Source organism: Pseudoxanthomonas suwonensis (genome assembly GCF_010093235.1).
Classification (GTDB): Bacteria; Pseudomonadota; Gammaproteobacteria; order Xanthomonadales; family Xanthomonadaceae; genus Pseudoxanthomonas; species Pseudoxanthomonas suwonensis.
Genome location: NZ_PDWP01000028.1, coordinates 1 through 16,195 on the forward strand (window position 1 = coordinate 1; position 16,195 = coordinate 16,195).

A 16,195-nucleotide genomic window follows, 5' to 3' on the forward strand; every position below is an offset into this window, starting at 1 on the left:
CGGTTCCGTCAACACCTCGTGAAGAGGGCGTTTCCCGAACCCCTCACCCGTGCGCCAATGCGTTCCAGGTGAGCGAGCCGCCCAGTATAGGCGACTTCCGTAAAACCGCAAGTACTTCGTGAAGAAGCCACCCCGTTTCCGGACCCCTCAGCGACACCGTGTGTCGTTGGGAGGGCGCGCATTGTGCGCCTGCGTGATGGATTTGGGAAGTACCTGAATAGGGAAATTTTCAGGAAATTTTCAGCGCCACACCCGGGATGCGGCGGAAAGCCACGCCAGCATTGGCGCAGGCGGCTTCTACAGCCTCGCTCCCGCCGGGGCCGCGACCCTCCACATATAGATAGACAACGCGCTCGCCGTCACCTGCATGCCTGAGTGCCAGGCTCGCGGCCTCATCGGTCGACGCCACATCCACCCGGCTGGCATCGCGTCGGGCCGGCTCCAGCGCATCCCTGGGCACGTCCGGGCCGACCAGGATCAGGTCGGCTTCGTTGAGGGCCCTCAACGCGCGCAGGGTCAGCAGGTCCGGCTCCACGGCGGCGATGGCCGACACGCTGCCCTGCACGGCGCCCCGGGTGCCTGCCGCATCCAGCTCGCCCAGGAAGGCGGTCTCCAGTGCCTCCGGGTCCGCCGCCACCGGATCAAGGCGTCCATCGAGGATCCGCTCGAACCAGCGCCGGCGCAGGGCAAGATCGGGCAGCGCGGCGCGGATGCGTTCGCGGAGCCGCGCGAACAGCGCGGCCAGCGCGCCGGTGGCCGGGTCCAGCAGGGTTTCCAGGCGCTCGCGGACGCGGCGCGCCAGCATGGGGGCCGCGCCCGCGGAAGAAATGGCGACCACCAGCGGGGAGCGGTCCACCACCGCCGGGACCTGGTAAGTGGACAGGGCGGCATCGTCGACCACGTTGATCAGGCGCCGGCGGCGTCCGGCCTCGGCGGCCAGTGCGGCGTTGAAGGCCTGGTCATCCGTGGCGGCGACCACCAGCCACACCGCATCCAGCCAGGCCGGGTCGAACTCGCCATGCAGGCAGGTGATGCGGCCCTCGTCCACGGCCGCCTGGATATCGGGGTGCGCGATGTCGCGGGTATGCAGGCGGACATCGGCGCCGGCGCGCAGCAGGGCCGCGATCTTGCGCGCGGCCACCTCGCCGCCGCCCACGACCAGCACCTCGCGTCCGGCCAGGTCGGCAAACAGCGGGTACAGCCCCATCCGGTCCTCTCCCTGACTGTGTCAGTCGCATCCTCGCCCGGTGGCCGGGCGCTGTCGATGGGACGCCGGGCCGGCTCAGCCAGCGACGGCGAGGAATGGACCGAGCGCGGCGGCAACTTCCGCGGGCCGGTCCATGTGCAGGTGGTGCCCGCCATCAAGCACGGTGACCTCGGCCCGCGGCAGGACCGCCAGGCGCGCGGCGCGCACATCCTCGGGGAAGTACGGCTGCGCCTTGCGGGCGAGCACGGCATGGACCGGGCATTCCAGCGCGCGCAACAGGGCCTGGACCTGGCCTTCGGTCATGCGCTGGGCGCCGGGCAGGGTCAGGCGCGGGTCGCTGCTCCAGACATGGCCACCCTCGACCGGCCGGATGCCGCGCTCGACCAGCAGGCGCGCGGCGGCCTCCTCCATCGGGCTGGCGTGCAGGCGCGCGCGCACCGCGACGCCCGGATCCGGGAACACCCGCAGCGACTTGCCGCGCAGCGCGCGCGCCGCGCCCACCGCCTGGCGCAACCGCTCCGGCGCGGCGGTTTCGTCCTCGGCCAGCGGGCCCACCGTTTCGATGAGGCCCAGGCGCGCCACGCGCTGCGGCTGGGCGACGGCAACCATCGCCGCCACCGCGGCGCCCATCGAATGGCCAAGCAGGGCGAACCGCTCCCAGCCCAGGGCATCGGCCGCATCCAGCACCGCGTGGACATAGGTGGGCATCAGGTACTCGGCGCCCGGCGGCAGATGCGTACTGCGGCCGTGGCCGGGGAAGTCGAGCAGCGCCAGATCCAGCGGCGGCAGATGCGTCAGCAGGGGCAGGAAGCTGGCGGCGTTGTCGAGCCAGCCATGCAGGGCGATGACCCTGGGCGCACCGGGCCGCTCGACGCGCAGCGCCGCCAGCTGGCCCCAGGCAACCGGCAGCGTGGCCTCGGCGGGCGTCATTCCACCTTGCCGGCCGCCCGGCGCGCGAGCCCGGCCAGCGCCGCGGCGTGGTCCGGCGCGTCGTTGAGGCAGGGGATGTAGCGCAGGTGGCCGCCCCTGGACTGGAAACGCTCGGCCAGGCCAAGCGCGACTTCCTCCAGGGTCTCGATGCAGTCCACCGCGAAACCGGGGCAGACCACGTCGACCTCGCGCACGCCGGCTTCGGCCAGTCGGTCGAGTTCTCCCTGGGTCGAAGGTTCCAGCCAGCGCTCGCGGCCGAAGCGCGACTGGTAGGCCAGCGACCACTGGCCCGGCTCCAGCCCGGCGGCGGCGGCGATCGCCTCCGCACTGGCAACGCAGCGCTGCGGATAGGGATCGCCATTGTCGGCCACGCGCTGCGGCAGGCCGTGGAAGGAGAACAGCAGGTGGCGACCGCTGCCGCCATGCTGCTGGCGGTGGGCGCGGATGGTGGCGGCGACCGCCTCGACCCAGGCGGTATCGATCGAGTAGTCCTCGATCAGGGTCACGTCCATGCCCTGCGTCTCGGCCGCGACCACGTCGGCCACCGAGGCGGTGGTGGTGGTGGAGTACTGCGGATACAGCGGCAGGATCACCAGGCGGCGCACGCCTTCCTTGCGCAGGTCGCGCAGCAGCCGGCGCAGGGCCGGCTCGCCATAGCGCATCGCCGGCAGCACCCGCCATTCCGGGATCGCGGCCTGCATGCGCTCGGCCAGGCGTCGGGTGTAGACCATCAGCGGCGAGCCTTCCGGCAGCCAGACCTTGGCGTAGTTGGCCGCCGAACGCGGGCCGCGCAGCGGCAGGATCAGGCCGTGCAGCAGCGGCTTCCACAGGATCGCGGGGATCGACACCACCCTCGGGTCGCTGAGGAACTCGGCGAGGTAACGGCGCACGGCGGGCGCGGTCGGCGCTTCCGGCGTACCCAGGTTGACCACCAGCAGGGTGGTTGCGGCATCGGTATCCATGGCGTCGTATTCTGACAGACGCGCGCAGGCCGGGCCCGGGACGCCTCGCGCGACGCCGGTGGCGCGCCTCAGGCGCGATTCATTGCCGCAAACCTAAGTTCCGGACGACTGCGGCCGCCGGCCGCACCCCGCGGAGCCTACGATGTCGCATCTGAGCAAGTTGCTGCTGCCTTTCCTGCTGCTGGTCGCCGCGCCCGCCGTGGCCGGACCCGAGGAGAACGCGAGGGCGCGCGAGGCGATGCGGGTGCTTTCGGAGATCCAGGAGATCCCCGAACAGGCCATCCCGGACAAGCTGCTGGACGAGGCCAAGGCGATCGTCGTCATTCCCGACACGATCAAGGCCGGCCTGGTGATCGGCGGCCGTCGCGGCCATGGCCTGATGTCGGTGAAGACCCCCGACGGCACCTGGTCCAACCCGGTGTTCGTGACCCTCACCGGCGGCAGCATCGGCTTCCAGGCCGGCGTGCAGTCCTCGGACATCGTCCTGGTGTTCCGCAACGACCGCAGCCTGGACAACGTGGTCAACGGCAAGTTCACCCTGGGCGCGGACGCCGCCGTGGCCGCCGGCCCGGTCGGGCGCAACGCGGCTGCCGCCACCGACGGCCAGCTCAAGGCCGAGATCTGGTCCTGGTCGCGCGCGCGCGGCCTGTTCGCCGGCGTGGCCCTGGACGGTGCCGCCCTGCGCATCGACCGCAATGCCCCGGCGGCCGTGTACGGCCCCAATACCACCCCGCGCATGGTCTTCGAGGACCGCGCCCCGGTTGCACCCGGCAGCGACATCGTGGCCTTCCGCGACCAGCTGGAGGAAGCCACCCACGCCGCGCGGGTGACCCGCGGCACCGCCACGCCGGCTCCCACGGGCCGGGTCACCATCCCGAACCAGCAGCAGGCGCAGACCCAGGGCGTGCAGGCGCTGCCCGCTCCGCCCCCGGCTGCAACGGCACCGGCCGGCCCGGCCCCGACCCAGGGCTTCGAGCCGGTGGACGACAGCGTCCGCAGCGAACCCCTGCCCTACTGACGGACAGCCTGAACAGGTGGTACGCGCGGCCCGCCTGTCCCGGTGGGCTGCGCTATGCTGTCAGGCCATTGAATGACAGGTGAGCAAGCCATGGGTGCTTGGGGCATCGGACATTGGATCGTAGTGCTGGTGGTGGTGCTGCTGGTTTTCGGCACCAAGCGCCTGCGCGGTGCCGGCAAGGACATCGGCGAAGCGGTGAGGGGCTTCCGGGACGGGATGCGTGGCGAGCCGGAGAAGCCGGCCGGCCAGCTCGGTGACGAGCGGACCGACGCGTCCAGGACCGAGTCCGAGCGCGACCGCGCGCAGCACTGATCCCGCGTCGGCGTACGCGGATGTTCGACATCGGTTTTGGCGAACTGCTGCTGATCGCGGTGGTCGCCCTCGTCGTGCTTGGTCCGGAGCGGCTGCCCAAGGCAGCGCGCTTCGCCGGGCTGTGGGTGCGCCGCGCCCGGGCGCAGTGGTATTCGGTGCGCGCGGAGCTGGAGCGCGAGCTGGAAGCCGAGGAGCTCAAGCGCAACCTGCAGGAAACGCAGAATCAGCTGCGCCAGGCCGAAGCCACCCTGCGCCAGGAGGCGGAGGCGGCCCGCAGCGGGCTGGACGAGCTGCGCCACCAGGTGGAACAGGACGTCAGGATCACCGACGCCGGAGCGGACAACCCGGCAGATGTCCCGGCCCACTCCCCGACCCTGCCGGCACCGGACGCCGACGCCGCACCGCCCGCCGAACCCGCCGAGGAGCGCGATGGACCCCGCCACTCCTGAGACGGAAGCCGAAAGCCCGCTGATGGAACACCTGCTCGAGCTGCGCTCGCGGATCATGCGTGCGCTGGCCGGGCTGGCGCTGGTGCTGGTCGCGCTGCTGCCGTTCGCCAACCGGCTCTATGCCTGGCTGGCCGCGCCGCTGCTGGAGAAGCTGCCGGAAGGCGGGCAGCTGATCGCGGTCGAGGTGGCCTCGCCGTTCTTCACCCCGCTCAAGCTGGCGTTCTTCGCCGCCATCCTCGGCAGCGCGCCGTGGCTGCTGTACCAGGCCTGGGCCTTCGTCGCCCCGGGCCTGTACCAGCGCGAGAAGCGCCTGGCGATGCCGTTGCTGGCCTCGGCGGTGGTGCTGTTCTACACCGGCTGCGCCTTCGCCTTCTTCATCGTGCTGCCGTCGGTGTTCGGCTTCCTCACCGCGATCAAGCCCGAAGGCGTGGCGATGATGACCGACATCAACGCCTACCTGGACTTCGTGCTGGTGATCTTCCTGGCCTTCGGCGCCAGCTTCGAGCTGCCGGTGGCGCTGGTGATCCTGGTCCTGCTGGGCTGGGTCACGCCCGACCAGCTGCGCGCCGGGCGCGGCTACGCCATCGTCGGCATCTTCGTCCTGGCGGCGGTGATCACCCCGCCGGACGTGGTCTCGCAGCTGCTGCTGGCGGTGCCGATGTGCCTGCTGTACGAGGCCGGCATCCTCGCCGCACGGCTGCTGGGCCGGCGCGGCGAAGACGACGCCTGAGCCCTGCGGCTCAGGCCACCAGCCGGCCCGATGCGGCCGGATCCGGCGACACGCCGTTTTCCCGGCCGAACAGCTGGCCCCAGGCCACCAGGACCGAACCGGCCAGCAGCGGCATGACCACCGCCATCAGCAGCACCTGTGCCACCAGTGCCCCGAACAGCGGTCCGGCCAGGCCCTGGGCCACCAGGGCGACCAGCATCACCACGAAATAGACCGCGAACAGCGCGATTACCGCCAGCAGGAAGAACACCACCAGCGCCGGCAGGTTGTGCAGGCTGGCGCGCAGGCTGTCGCCCATGGCGGCCAGGCCCGGACGGCCGTCGAACATGATCCGTGGCACCGAGACGAAGATCGTCATCGCCACCACCACCGCCAGCCCCATGCCCAGCAGCAGCCACAGCAGGATGCGCCCTGCCGGCAGCCCGGCGATCATTTCCTGCACCTGCTCGGGGGACGGTTGCACGCCGGAAGCGGCCATCGCGTTGAGTTCCTCGCTGACCGCCGACAAGCGCTGCAACTGCTCCGGCCCGACCAGTCCCAGCAGCAGGATGCCCAGCAGCAGGCCCGCCACCACCTGCGGCAGCAGGGTCGCCAGCAATCCGGGCATGTGCCCGTCCTGTAGGCCGCGGGCCAGGTGCGCCGGCAGCGCCGGGCGGCCCTGCTGGACCTCCCGCACCGCCCATACCAGGCCGGCGAACAGCAGCGGGCCGGCGATGGCCACCACCAGCTGCACCGCCGCGGCCAGCGCCGGCAGCACCGCGGCCACCGCCAGTACCAGGGTGCCCAGCAGGCCCCACAGGGCGCCCAGCGTGCCCAGGGCCAGCGGGGCCCGCTTCAGCAGGGCGAAACCACCAAGCAGCCATTCCGCGCCGGCCGAAGCCGGCAGCCTGCGAATCATGTCCATTCCTGTTCCGTAAGCGTCGCCGCCGGGGGTCGGCGCGTCTGCCGGCGATTATCCGCGATCGGCGGCGCCGTTACGCGTGCCATGGTGGCCGCGGGCGTGCTGGACGAAGCGTCGCAGCAGCTGCCGGGCCTGCGGCGCGGCGCTGACCTCGCGCGCGACCGTGCGCGGGCAGCGGCCATGGTTGCGCAGGCAGTCGGCGCGCGCGCGGACGTAGCCGCGCATGTGGTGGGTGGCGAACTCGGGGTGGAACTGCACGCCCCAGGCGTGCTCGCCCCAGCGGAAGGCGTGGCAGGCGTCCTGCTCGGAGCGGGCCAGCACGGTGGCCCCTTCCGGCGGCCGCAGCACGGTCTGCAGGTGGGTGGCCTGGGCCGGGAAGCGCGGCGGCAGGGCCGCGAAGATCGGGTCCTCGAACGCCGGCGGGTGCAGGTCGATGAATACGGTGCCGGACTCGCGCCCGGCCGGGTTGTAGTCGACCTCGCCGCCCAGGGCGTGGGCCAGCAGCTGGTGGCCGTAGCAGATGCCCAGCAGCGGGGTCCCTTCCTGGACCACCTCGCGGATCCAGCCGGCGGTGCGCTCGCTCCATTCGGCGCGGTCGGTCACGAACGCGGCCGGGCCGGTCACGATCACCCCCGCCAGGCCGTCCGGCGCCGGCAGCGGCTCGCCACGGACGGCGTCGACCTCGGCCACCACGCGCGCCGCCAGGCCGGCCGCGACCCGGATCCAGTGCGGGAACCGCCCATAGCGCTTGAGACTGCCGACGGGCTGGCCGGTCTCGACGATCAGGAAGGGCGCGCGTTCGGCAGCGGTCACGGCAGGATCTGCGGCTGGGGGCCGGGGCGGCGAAACCCGTACGGGACGGGGCTTGGGCCTATACTAGCCCGCTTTTCCGCAGCGCAATAAAGCCGATGACAGGTCCGACCTTCCAGGGATTGATCCAGGCCCTCAATGCCTACTGGGCCGAACAGGGTTGCGTGCTGATCCAGCCGCTGGACCTCGAGGTCGGCGCCGGCACCTTCCACCCGGCCACCTTCCTGCGCGCACTCGGCCCGGAGCCGTGGAACGCCGCCTACGTGCAGCCTTCGCGCCGCCCCACCGACGGCCGCTACGGCGAGAACCCCAACCGCCTGCAGCGCTACTACCAGTACCAGGTGGTGATGAAGCCCAACCCGGACAACATCCAGGAGCTGTACCTGGGTTCGCTGGAGGCGCTGGGCATCGACCCGAAGGTGCATGACCTGCGCTTCGTCGAGGACAACTGGGAATCGCCGACCCTCGGCGCCTGGGGCCTGGGCTGGGAGGTGTGGCTCAACGGCATGGAGGTGACCCAGTTCACCTACTTCCAGCAGGCCGGTGGCCTGGAGTGCCGCCCGGTGCTGGGCGAGATCACCTACGGCCTCGAGCGGCTGTGCATGTACCTGCAGAACGTGGACAACGTCTACGACCTCATCTGGACCGTCGGTCCGCAGGGCCCGGTGACCTACGGCGACGTGTACCACCAGAACGAGGTCGAGCAGAGCGCGTACAACTTCGAGCACGCCGACGTGGCCGAACTGTTCCATCGCTTCGACGCCTGCGAGCGCGAGGCGCTGAAGCTGGTCGAGGCCGGCCTGCCCCTGCCGGCCTACGAGCAGGTGTGCAAGGCCTCGCATTCGTTCAACCTGCTGGACGCGCGCCGCGCCATCTCGGTGACCGAGCGCCAGCGCTACATCCTGCGCGTGCGCACCCTGGCCCAGGCCGTGGCCCAGGCCTACTACGCCCAGCGCGAGAAGCTCGGCTTCCCGGGACTGAAGACCGGCGCGTGACCGCGCCCCAGCCCCCGGCCGCCGCATCCACCACAGGAACATCCATGAGCACGCAACTTCCCCTGCTGATCGAACTGGGCACCGAAGAGCTGCCGGTCAAGGCGCTGCCGGGCCTGGCGCAGGCCTTCTTCGACGGCGTCGTGGCCGCGCTGCAGAAGCGCGGCGTGGCGGTCGACACCACCGGCGCGCGCCCGCTGTACACGCCGCGCCGCCTGGCGGTTCTGCTGCCGGGCGTGGCGGTCGAGCAGCCGGAGCAGCACTCGGAGGTGCTGGGTCCGTACGTGAACATCGCGCTGGACGCCGAGGGCAAGCCGACCCGCGCCCTGGAAGGCTTCGCCGCCAAGGCCGGGGTCGAGTGGACCGCGCTGGAACGCACCAGCGACGCCAAGGGCGAGCGCTTCGTGCACCGTTCGGTGAAGCCGGGCGCGCGCACCGCCGAGCTGCTGCCGGAGGTCGTCAGCGAGGCCATCGCCGGCATGCCGGTGCCCAAGCCGATGCGCTGGGGCGGCCACGACTATGCCTTCGCCCGCCCGGTGCACTGGCTGGTGCTGCTGCTGGGCAACGAGGTGGTGCCGGCGCAGGTGCTGGGCGTGGCTTCCGGCCGCAGCAGCCGCGGCCACCGCTTCGAGCACGACCAGGCGGTCGAATTCGCCGCCCCGGGCGACTACATCGAGGCGCTGCGCGCGGCCAGGGTGCTGGTCGACCCGGCCGAGCGCCGCGCCCGCATCGTAAAGCAGGCCGAACAGGCCGCGGCCAGGGCCGGCGGCAGCGCGCGCATCACCGAGGACAACCTCGAGCAGGTGGTGTGCCTGACCGAGTGGCCGGCGGCGGTGCTGTGCAGCTTCGAGCGCGACTTCCTGGCCGTGCCGCAGGAAGCGCTGATCGAGACGATGGAGATCAACCAGAAGTTCTTCCCGGTGCTGGACGCGGCCGGCAAGCTCACCGAGTACTTCATCGGCACCGCGAACATCGAGTCGCGCGACGTGGCCGAGGTGAGCAAGGGCTACGAGCGCGTGATCCGCCCGCGCTTCGCCGATGCGCGCTTCTTCTTCGACGAGGACCTCAAGCAGGGCCTGGTGGCCATGGGCGAGGGCCTGAAGACCGTCACCTACCAGGCAAAGCTCGGCACCGTGGCCGACAAGGTCGCGCGCGTGGCCGCGCTGGCCGAGGCGATCGCGCCGCAGGTCGGCGCCGATCCGGCGCAGGCGCGCCGTGCCGCCGGACTGGCCAAGAACGACCTGCAGAGCCGCATGGTCAACGAGTTCCCGGAGCTCCAGGGCATCGCCGGCCGCCACTACGCGCTGGCCGCGGGCGAGCCGCAGGAAGTGGCGCTGGCGATCGACGAGGCCTACATGCCGCGCTTCTCCGGCGACCCGATCGCCAGCTCGCGCCTGGGCCAGGTGCTGGCGATCGCCGAACGCGCCGACACCCTGGCCGGCGGTTTCGCCGCGGGCCTGAAGCCGACCGGCAACAAGGACCCGTTCGCCCTGCGCCGCAATGCGCTGGGCCTGGCGCGCACCCTGATCGAGGGCGGTTTCGAGCTGTCGCTGCACGAACTTCTGGCCTCGGCTGCCGGCGCCATCGGCGCCCTGCCCGCCGGCAAGGATGGCGCGACCAGCTCGGCCGATCCGGCCGAGCTGTACGACTTCATCCTCGACCGCCTGCGCGGCTACTACGCCGACAAGGGCGTGCCGGCCGCGCATTTCAATGCGGTGGCCGAGCTCAAGCCGGCCTCGCTGGCCGACTTCGACACCCGCATCGCCGCGATCGGCACCTTCGCCGCGCTGCCGGAGGCCGACGCCCTGGCCGCGGCCAACAAACGCATCGGCAACATCCTGAAGAAGGCCGACATCGCCATCCCGGCGATGGAAGATCCGGCCCTGTTCGTCGAGGACGCCGAGCGCGCGCTCGGCGAGGCGGTCGAGGCGGCGCTGGGCGACACCGACGGCCCGCTGCAGCAGCACGACTACGTGCGCGTGCTCGAGCGCCTGGCCCGGGTGCGGCCGCAGGTGGACGCGTTCTTCGACCAGGTGATGGTCAACGCCGAGGATCCGGCCGTGCGCGCCAACCGCCTGGCCCTGCTCAAGCGCCTGGCCGACCGCTTCGGCGCGGTCGCCGCGATCGGCCAGCTGTCGGCCTGATCCGGAAGGGGCGGCTGGCGGCTGTCCGCCGCCGCCGCATCTGCCGCAGGTCACGCCATGTGACCTGCGACACGCGGCCCTTCAGGCCGCCTTTGCATGATCCCGGTATCCTGCCCCGATGCCGCCCCAACGTCGCATTCCATCCAGCCTGATCTGCCTGCTCCTGGCCCTGGCGCCATCGCTGGCGCTTGCGCGCGGCACGATCCAGAAGATCGAGATCAACGGCCTGGAATCGGAGCCCGAGGTCGAACAGAACGTGCGCCTGGCGCTCGGGCTCAACGACGCGATGGGCAAGGAACAGGGCGAATCGCGCCTGGAGCTGCTGCTGTTCAACGCCGAGCGCGAGGCCCGGCGCGCGCTGGAGCCCTTCGGCTACTACGCCCCGACGATCGTCGTGGACTCCACCCGCGACGAGGAGGACCGGATCACCGTCACCCTGCAGGTCGACAAGGGCGAGCCGGTCCGCGTGCGCGACTGGCGGGTGGAGATCGCCGGCCCCGGCGGCGAGGACAAGTACCTGCAGCAGGACCTCGAGCTTTTCCAGCCGCGCCAGGGCGAGCGCTTCGACCACGCGGTGTACGAGGAACACAAGGACGGGATCACCCGGCGCCTGGCCGAGCGCGGCTATTTCGACGCCGATTTCCTCTCGCGCGAGGTGAGGGTCAGCCGCGCCGAATCCGCGGCCGACATCGACCTGGTCTGGGACAGCGGCTTCCGCTACGACATGGGTCCGACCACGTTCGACCAGCCCTATTTCCGCCCTGGCCTGCTGGAGAAGCTGGTGACCTGGGAGGAAGGCAGCTACTACCACGAGGGCAAGCTGGACCGCCTGCGCGAGTCGCTGGTGCGGCTGGACTATTTCAGCGCGATCGACATCCAGCCCAAGCCCGAGGAGGCGACCGAGGACCTGCGGGTGCCGGTGGACGTCAACCTGGTGATGGCCAAGCGCAACATCTACACCGCCGGCCTCTCCTACGGCACCGAGAGCGGCACCGGCGTGCGCCTGGGCGTGGAGCGGCGCTACGTCAACGACCGCGGCCACAAGCTCAACTGGGACCTGGACTGGGCGCAGAAGCGCAAGAGCTTCCTGACCCAGTACCGCATCCCCGCATTCGCGTGGCTGGACGGCTGGTACGGGTTCTCGGTGGGCTTCTACGACGAGCAGACCGACTACATCGACCTGCGCAACGTGAAGCTGGTGGCCAGCCGCAGCGGCGAGATCAGCGAGCGCTGGACCGCGGTGGCCTCGCTCAACGCGCTGCGCGAGCGCTGGAGCTACGACATGGACACGGCCACCGGCTCGCGCCTGTATACCTACTCCACCCTGCTCTATCCGGAGATAAGCGGCACCTACGCCGATGTGGACGACCGCCTGTTCCCGCGGCGCGGCATCAGCGGCACCATCGCCGTGCGCGGCGGCGTGGAGAACCTGGGTTCGGACACCAGCTTCGTGCAGGTACACGGCACCGGCACCTGGTACCGCCCGTTCGGCGTGGCCGACCGCCTGATCGTGCGTGGCGAGGCCGGCACCACCTGGACCGGCGAACTGGTGGCGATGCCGCCAAGCCTGCGCTTCTTCGCCGGCGGCGACCGCAGCATCCGCGGCTATGCCTGGCGCGAGGTCGGCCCGCGCACGCCGCCCCCGGACAACTTCGCCCTCGGTGCACGACGGGTAGTCACCGCATCGGTGGAGTACGAGCACTACTTCAAGGGCGGCCCCTGGGGCGGCGCGGCCTTCGTCGACGCCGGCGACGCCTTCGACGACGACTTCAGCCCGCGGGTCGGCATCGGCATCGGCGCACGCTGGCGCTCGCCGGTGGGCCCGGTACGGATCGACATCGCCCACGGCCTGGATGATCCCGACTCCAGCTTCCAGATCTACCTGAGCCTGGGGGCCAACCTGTGAGCACGCCCACGGCCCCGACGCCAACCCCGCCGCGCCCGCGCTTCTACCGGCGCCGCCGTTTCTGGGCCTGGTCCGGCCTGGGCCTGCTTGCCCTGGTCGTGGCGGCGGTGGTGGCGGTGTACTGGCTGCTGCAGACCGTGGCCGGGCGCGACGTGCTGCTGGCGCAGATCGGGTCGCGCCTGCCGGTGGATTCCTCGCTGACCTGGGAGCGCGCCGAAGGCCCGCTGGCCGGTCCCCTGACCCTGCACAACCTGGACTTCCGCTACCAGGACTACCGCTTCACGGCGCGCCGCGCGCACCTGGACCCGGACATCCGCCCGCTTCTGGGCAGGCGCCTGCTCCTGGACGCGTTCGTGCTGGAGGACGCGACCCTCAACCTGGCAAAGAGCGACGAGCCGTTCGAGCTGCCGAGCTGGCCCGGTTCATTGCCGGCGATCGATATGCCGCTGGCGATCCAGGCTGACGCGATCATGGTCGACGGCCTGCGCGTCACCTCCGGCGGCGAGCCGGTGATCGGGATCCGCAAGCTGCGCGGCGGCATCGACATCGCCAACGGCCGCCTGCATGCCGAGCACCTGCAGGTCGACAGCGACCTCGGCCTGTTCTCGGTGCACGGCGACTACGTGCCGGTGGAGGACTACCGCAGCGACCTGCTGGCCACCGCGGTCTTCCCGGCGGCCAACGGCGGGGTGCCGGCACGCCTGGGACTGGTTGCCCGCGGCGACCTGTCGCGCATGGAAGTCGGCATCGGCGGCCGTGCGCCGCAGCCGCTGCGCGCCACGCTCAGCCTCGGCGGCAACGAGGAAGCACCGCGCTGGCAGTTGCGCGCGCGCAGCGAGGGCCTGGATCCCGGCCTGTTCACCGGCGCCGAACCGATGGACGAACCGGTGTCCTTCGAACTGCAGGCCAGCGGCGTGGGCGGCAGGGCCGACATCGCCGGCAATGCGCGCGTCGCCGGACAGGACATCGTGGTCGCGCCCTCGCACGTGCGCCTGGAGGACCAGGTACTGGACGTCCAGCCGCTGGTGCTGGAACTGTACGAAGGCCAGGTGCGGCTGCGCGGACGCGCCGACTTCACCGATCCGGACGAAGGCCGCTTCCGCTTCGCACTCAACGCCGAGGGCATCCGCCTGCAGCCGACCGAAGCGGACGCGCCGGCGGTCGGCATCGACGCCAGGCTTGGCCTGGCCGGCACGACCTCGCTGTGGGCCGTCTATGGCGACGCCAGCCTGGAGCGCGGCGCCGACAACGCCAGCCTGCAGCTGGACGTGCGCGGCAACCAGTCCGGCGCGCGCATCCACGCGCTGCACGCGCGCATGCCGACCGGCACCCTGGACGGCGAGGGCGAGGCCAGCTGGGACCCACGCCTGGCCTGGGACGTGACCCTGCGCCTGGACGGTTTCGATCCGGGCTATTTCATCCCGGACTGGAAGGGCAATGTCAGCGGCCGCATCGCCAGCCAGGGCCGCGAGCGTGCAGCGGCCGCCGGCCAGGCCAGCGAAGGCTTCGACGCCGAGTTCGTACTGGAGGACCTGGGCGGGCGCCTGCGCGACCGCCCCCTGCAGGGACGCGGCCGCTTCGAGCTGCGGGGCGATGCCGGCAGCGGCGCGCTGGAACTGGCGCTGGGCGGCAGCCGGGTGCAGGCCAGTGGCCAGGTCGGCGACCGCATCGACGTCCAGGCGCAGCTGCAGCCACTGCGCCTGGACGACCTGCTGCCCGGCAGCGCCGGCACCGTGCAGGGCACCCTGCGCCTGAGCGGACCGCGCGCCACGCCCGACCTGGAGGCGGACGTGGAAGGCAGCGGCCTGCAGTGGGACGAATGGCGCGCCGGCTCGCTGGCCCTGCGTGGCCGCCTGCCCTGGCGTGGCCAGGATGGCGACCTGCGCCTGCAGGCGCGCGAACTCGAGGTCGGCGTCGCCATCCAGCGCGCGGACGTGCACGCGCGCGGCGCGGTGTCCGACCTGCAGCTGGACGCCGAGGTAGACAGCCCGGAGGCCGCCAGCATCGCCCTCTCCGGCCGCCTGCGCGAGCGCAGCAACGGCTGGCAGGGCGTGCTCGAGCAACTGCGCCTGACGCCAGTGCGCGGCAGCGCCTGGGCATTGCAGTCGCCTGCGGCGTTCAGCCAGGCCGGCGAGCGCATCCAGCTGGAAACGGCCTGCCTGGCCACCACCGGGCCCGATGGCGAAGGCGCGCTGTGCGCGCAGGCCGACTGGCCGCGCCGCGGCGTGGTGATCGAGAGCGAGCGCCTGCCGCTGACCCTGGTGCATCCATGGTTGCCGAAGAACGAGGGCCGCTCCCTGGTGCTGCGCGGCGACATGTCGCTGAAGGCTGACATCCGCCCGCAGGGCGGGCGCTGGACCGGCGGCATCCACCTGGCCTCGCGCGAGGGCGGCCTGCGCCTGGGCGACCGCACCCGCCGCGAGCTCGTCCGCTACGACCAGTTCAGCCTCGACGTGGAGTTCGACCCGCGCCGCATCAGCGGCCGCCTCGGCAGCGGCTTCGCCGGCGACGGCTACATCGACGCGCGCGTGGCCACCGGCTGGGATCCCGGCTCGCCGCTCAACGGCGAGATCTACACCTACATGTCGCGCCTGTTCTGGCTGGAGCTGTTCTCGCCGGACCTGGTGCGCCCGCGCGGCGTGCTGCGCGGACACGTCAGCCTGCGCGGCACCCGCGCGGCGCCTGCGCTGGGCGGCCAGCTGCTGCTGGAGGACTTCCAGGGCGAACTGCCGGCGCTGGGCCTGGTGCTGAGCGAAGGCCGCGGCAGCCTCGATGCGCAGCCGGACGGCTCGGCCCGGATCGACGCCTCGATGCGTTCCGGCGAGGGCACGCTGCGGGTGGACGGCGGCCTGTCCTGGTACGGCCAGGCTACCCCGCTGCAGCTGGCCATCCGCGGCAACAACGTGCTGATCGCCGACACCCCGATGCTGCATGCCGTGGCCAACCCCGACCTGCGCTTCAGCATGGAGGGCAAGACCATGGTCCTGGCCGGCGAGGTCAACGTGCCCAGTGCGCGCATCGACCTCGAACGCTTCGAGCAGGGCGCCGAGGTTTCCGAGGACGTGGTGGTGCTCGACCCGGTGGATCCGGAAGAAGCCCCCGACGCGCCGCTGGACCTGGACCTGGCCCTGGTGCTGGGCAACCAGGTCACCCTCAGCGGCTATGGCCTGGACGGCACCCTTGAAGGCCGCCTGCAGGTCCGCGCCCGCCCCGGCCGCGAGATGACCGCCACCGGCGCGCTGGACGTGGCCGGCAAGTACGAGGCCTACGGCCAGCAGCTGCAGATCACCCGCGGGCAGATGACCTGGAGCAACAACCGGGTCAGCGATCCCCGGGTGAACCTGCGCGCCGAGCGCCGCGTGGGCGACGTCACCGCCGGCATCGACGTCACCGGCAACGCCACCACGCCGCGGGTGGAAGTGTGGTCCAACCCGACCATGCCGCAGTCCGAGGCGCTGGCCTACCTGATGCTGGGCCGCAGCCTGGAAGGCGCCACCCGCGACCAGGCCAACCAGGTGACCGCGGCCTCGGCGGCGATGTCCGCCGGCACCGGCCTGCTGGCCGCGCAGCTGGGTTCGCGCCTGGGCTTCGACGACGCCGGCGTGACCCAGTCGCGCGCGCTCGGCGGCTCGGTGGTGGGCGTGGGCAAGTACCTGTCGCCGAAGCTGTACGTGGGCTACGGCGTGTCGCTGGTCGGCAGCGGCCAGGTGCTGGTCCTCAAGTACCTGCTTCGGCGCGGCTTCGACCTGGAGATCGAATCGAGCACGGTGGAGACCCGCGGCTCGGTGAACTGGCGGCACGAACGCTGATCCGTGACCTGCGGCGGTTGTCGCG

General features: G+C 71.8%; 13 protein-coding genes. 8 read left to right on the plus strand and 5 right to left on the minus strand.

Translation table 11 applies throughout. From position 1 onward, the window contains the following. Window positions 1-229: 229 nt before the first annotated feature. The 3 genes from CSC68_RS13075 to hemH form a co-directional block, all read right to left on the minus strand. Window positions 230-1,207 carry a precorrin-2 dehydrogenase/sirohydrochlorin ferrochelatase family protein gene (locus CSC68_RS13075; protein WP_162203991.1) on the minus strand — a complete coding sequence of 326 codons (978 nt, stop codon included), beginning with the start codon at window positions 1,205-1,207 and terminating at the stop codon, window positions 230-232. 75 nt (window positions 1,208-1,282) lie between these two features. After that, entirely contained in the window at window positions 1,283-2,137 is an 855-nt protein-coding gene (locus CSC68_RS13080) for an alpha/beta fold hydrolase (RefSeq protein ID WP_162203993.1), read from the minus strand. Continuing rightward, window positions 2,134-3,099: a ferrochelatase gene (gene hemH / locus CSC68_RS13085; RefSeq protein ID WP_162203995.1), complete on the minus strand. Its 966-nt coding sequence runs from the start codon at window positions 3,097-3,099 to the stop codon at window positions 2,134-2,136. The genes CSC68_RS13080 and hemH overlap by 4 nt, the downstream gene beginning before the upstream one ends. Before the next feature lie 142 nt (window positions 3,100-3,241). Here hemH and CSC68_RS13090 point away from each other — a divergent pair, with 142 nt between their 5' ends. From CSC68_RS13090 to tatC, 4 genes are all read left to right on the plus strand, one after another. Then, window positions 3,242-4,117 carry a lipid-binding SYLF domain-containing protein gene (locus CSC68_RS13090; RefSeq protein ID WP_162203997.1) on the plus strand — a complete coding sequence of 292 codons (876 nt, stop codon included), beginning with the start codon at window positions 3,242-3,244 and terminating at the stop codon, window positions 4,115-4,117. 90 nt (window positions 4,118-4,207) lie between these two features. Continuing rightward, window positions 4,208-4,429, plus strand: coding sequence for a twin-arginine translocase TatA/TatE family subunit (tatA, locus tag CSC68_RS13095; RefSeq protein WP_162203998.1), 222 nt, complete (start codon window positions 4,208-4,210; stop codon window positions 4,427-4,429). Between the two features lie 20 nt (window positions 4,430-4,449). Beyond that, the gene (gene tatB / locus CSC68_RS16165; RefSeq protein WP_162204000.1) at window positions 4,450-4,878 is read left to right on the plus strand and encodes a Sec-independent protein translocase protein TatB; all 429 of its coding nucleotides are present in this window, start codon (window positions 4,450-4,452) and stop codon (window positions 4,876-4,878) included. After that, entirely contained in the window at window positions 4,859-5,608 is a 750-nt protein-coding gene (tatC, locus tag CSC68_RS13105) for a twin-arginine translocase subunit TatC (protein WP_162204002.1), read from the plus strand. Before tatB ends, tatC begins: the two co-directional genes overlap by 20 nt. A gap of 10 nt (window positions 5,609-5,618) precedes the next feature. Here tatC and CSC68_RS13110 read toward each other — a convergent pair whose 3' ends face one another. Both CSC68_RS13110 and CSC68_RS13115 read right to left on the minus strand, forming a co-directional pair. Then, window positions 5,619-6,512 (minus strand): BPSS1780 family membrane protein, encoded by an 894-nt coding sequence (locus tag CSC68_RS13110; protein WP_162204003.1) that lies wholly within the window; start codon window positions 6,510-6,512, stop codon window positions 5,619-5,621. A 48-nt stretch (window positions 6,513-6,560) separates the two neighbouring features. Beyond that, window positions 6,561-7,322 carry a glutamine amidotransferase gene (locus tag CSC68_RS13115; RefSeq protein ID WP_162204005.1) on the minus strand — a complete coding sequence of 254 codons (762 nt, stop codon included), beginning with the start codon at window positions 7,320-7,322 and terminating at the stop codon, window positions 6,561-6,563. Window positions 7,323-7,417: 95 nt separating this feature from the next. Between CSC68_RS13115 and glyQ the strand changes: the two genes are divergently transcribed. The 4 genes from glyQ to CSC68_RS13135 all read left to right on the plus strand — a co-directional run bounded on the left by glyQ (window position 7,418) and on the right by CSC68_RS13135 (window position 16,170). Next, entirely contained in the window at window positions 7,418-8,314 is an 897-nt protein-coding gene (gene glyQ / locus CSC68_RS13120; RefSeq protein WP_013536611.1) for a glycine--tRNA ligase subunit alpha, read from the plus strand. Window positions 8,315-8,358: 44 nt separating this feature from the next. After that, window positions 8,359-10,455 carry a glycine--tRNA ligase subunit beta gene (gene glyS, locus CSC68_RS13125; protein ID WP_162204007.1) on the plus strand — a complete coding sequence of 699 codons (2,097 nt, stop codon included), beginning with the start codon at window positions 8,359-8,361 and terminating at the stop codon, window positions 10,453-10,455. Between the two features lie 118 nt (window positions 10,456-10,573). After that, complete coding sequence (locus CSC68_RS13130) at window positions 10,574-12,361, plus strand: autotransporter assembly complex protein TamA (protein WP_162204009.1); 1,788 nt, start codon at window positions 10,574-10,576, stop codon at window positions 12,359-12,361. After that, the gene (locus tag CSC68_RS13135) at window positions 12,358-16,170 is read left to right on the plus strand and encodes a translocation/assembly module TamB domain-containing protein (RefSeq protein ID WP_162204011.1); all 3,813 of its coding nucleotides are present in this window, start codon (window positions 12,358-12,360) and stop codon (window positions 16,168-16,170) included. The genes CSC68_RS13130 and CSC68_RS13135 overlap by 4 nt, the downstream gene beginning before the upstream one ends. Window positions 16,171-16,195 lie beyond the last annotated feature (25 nt).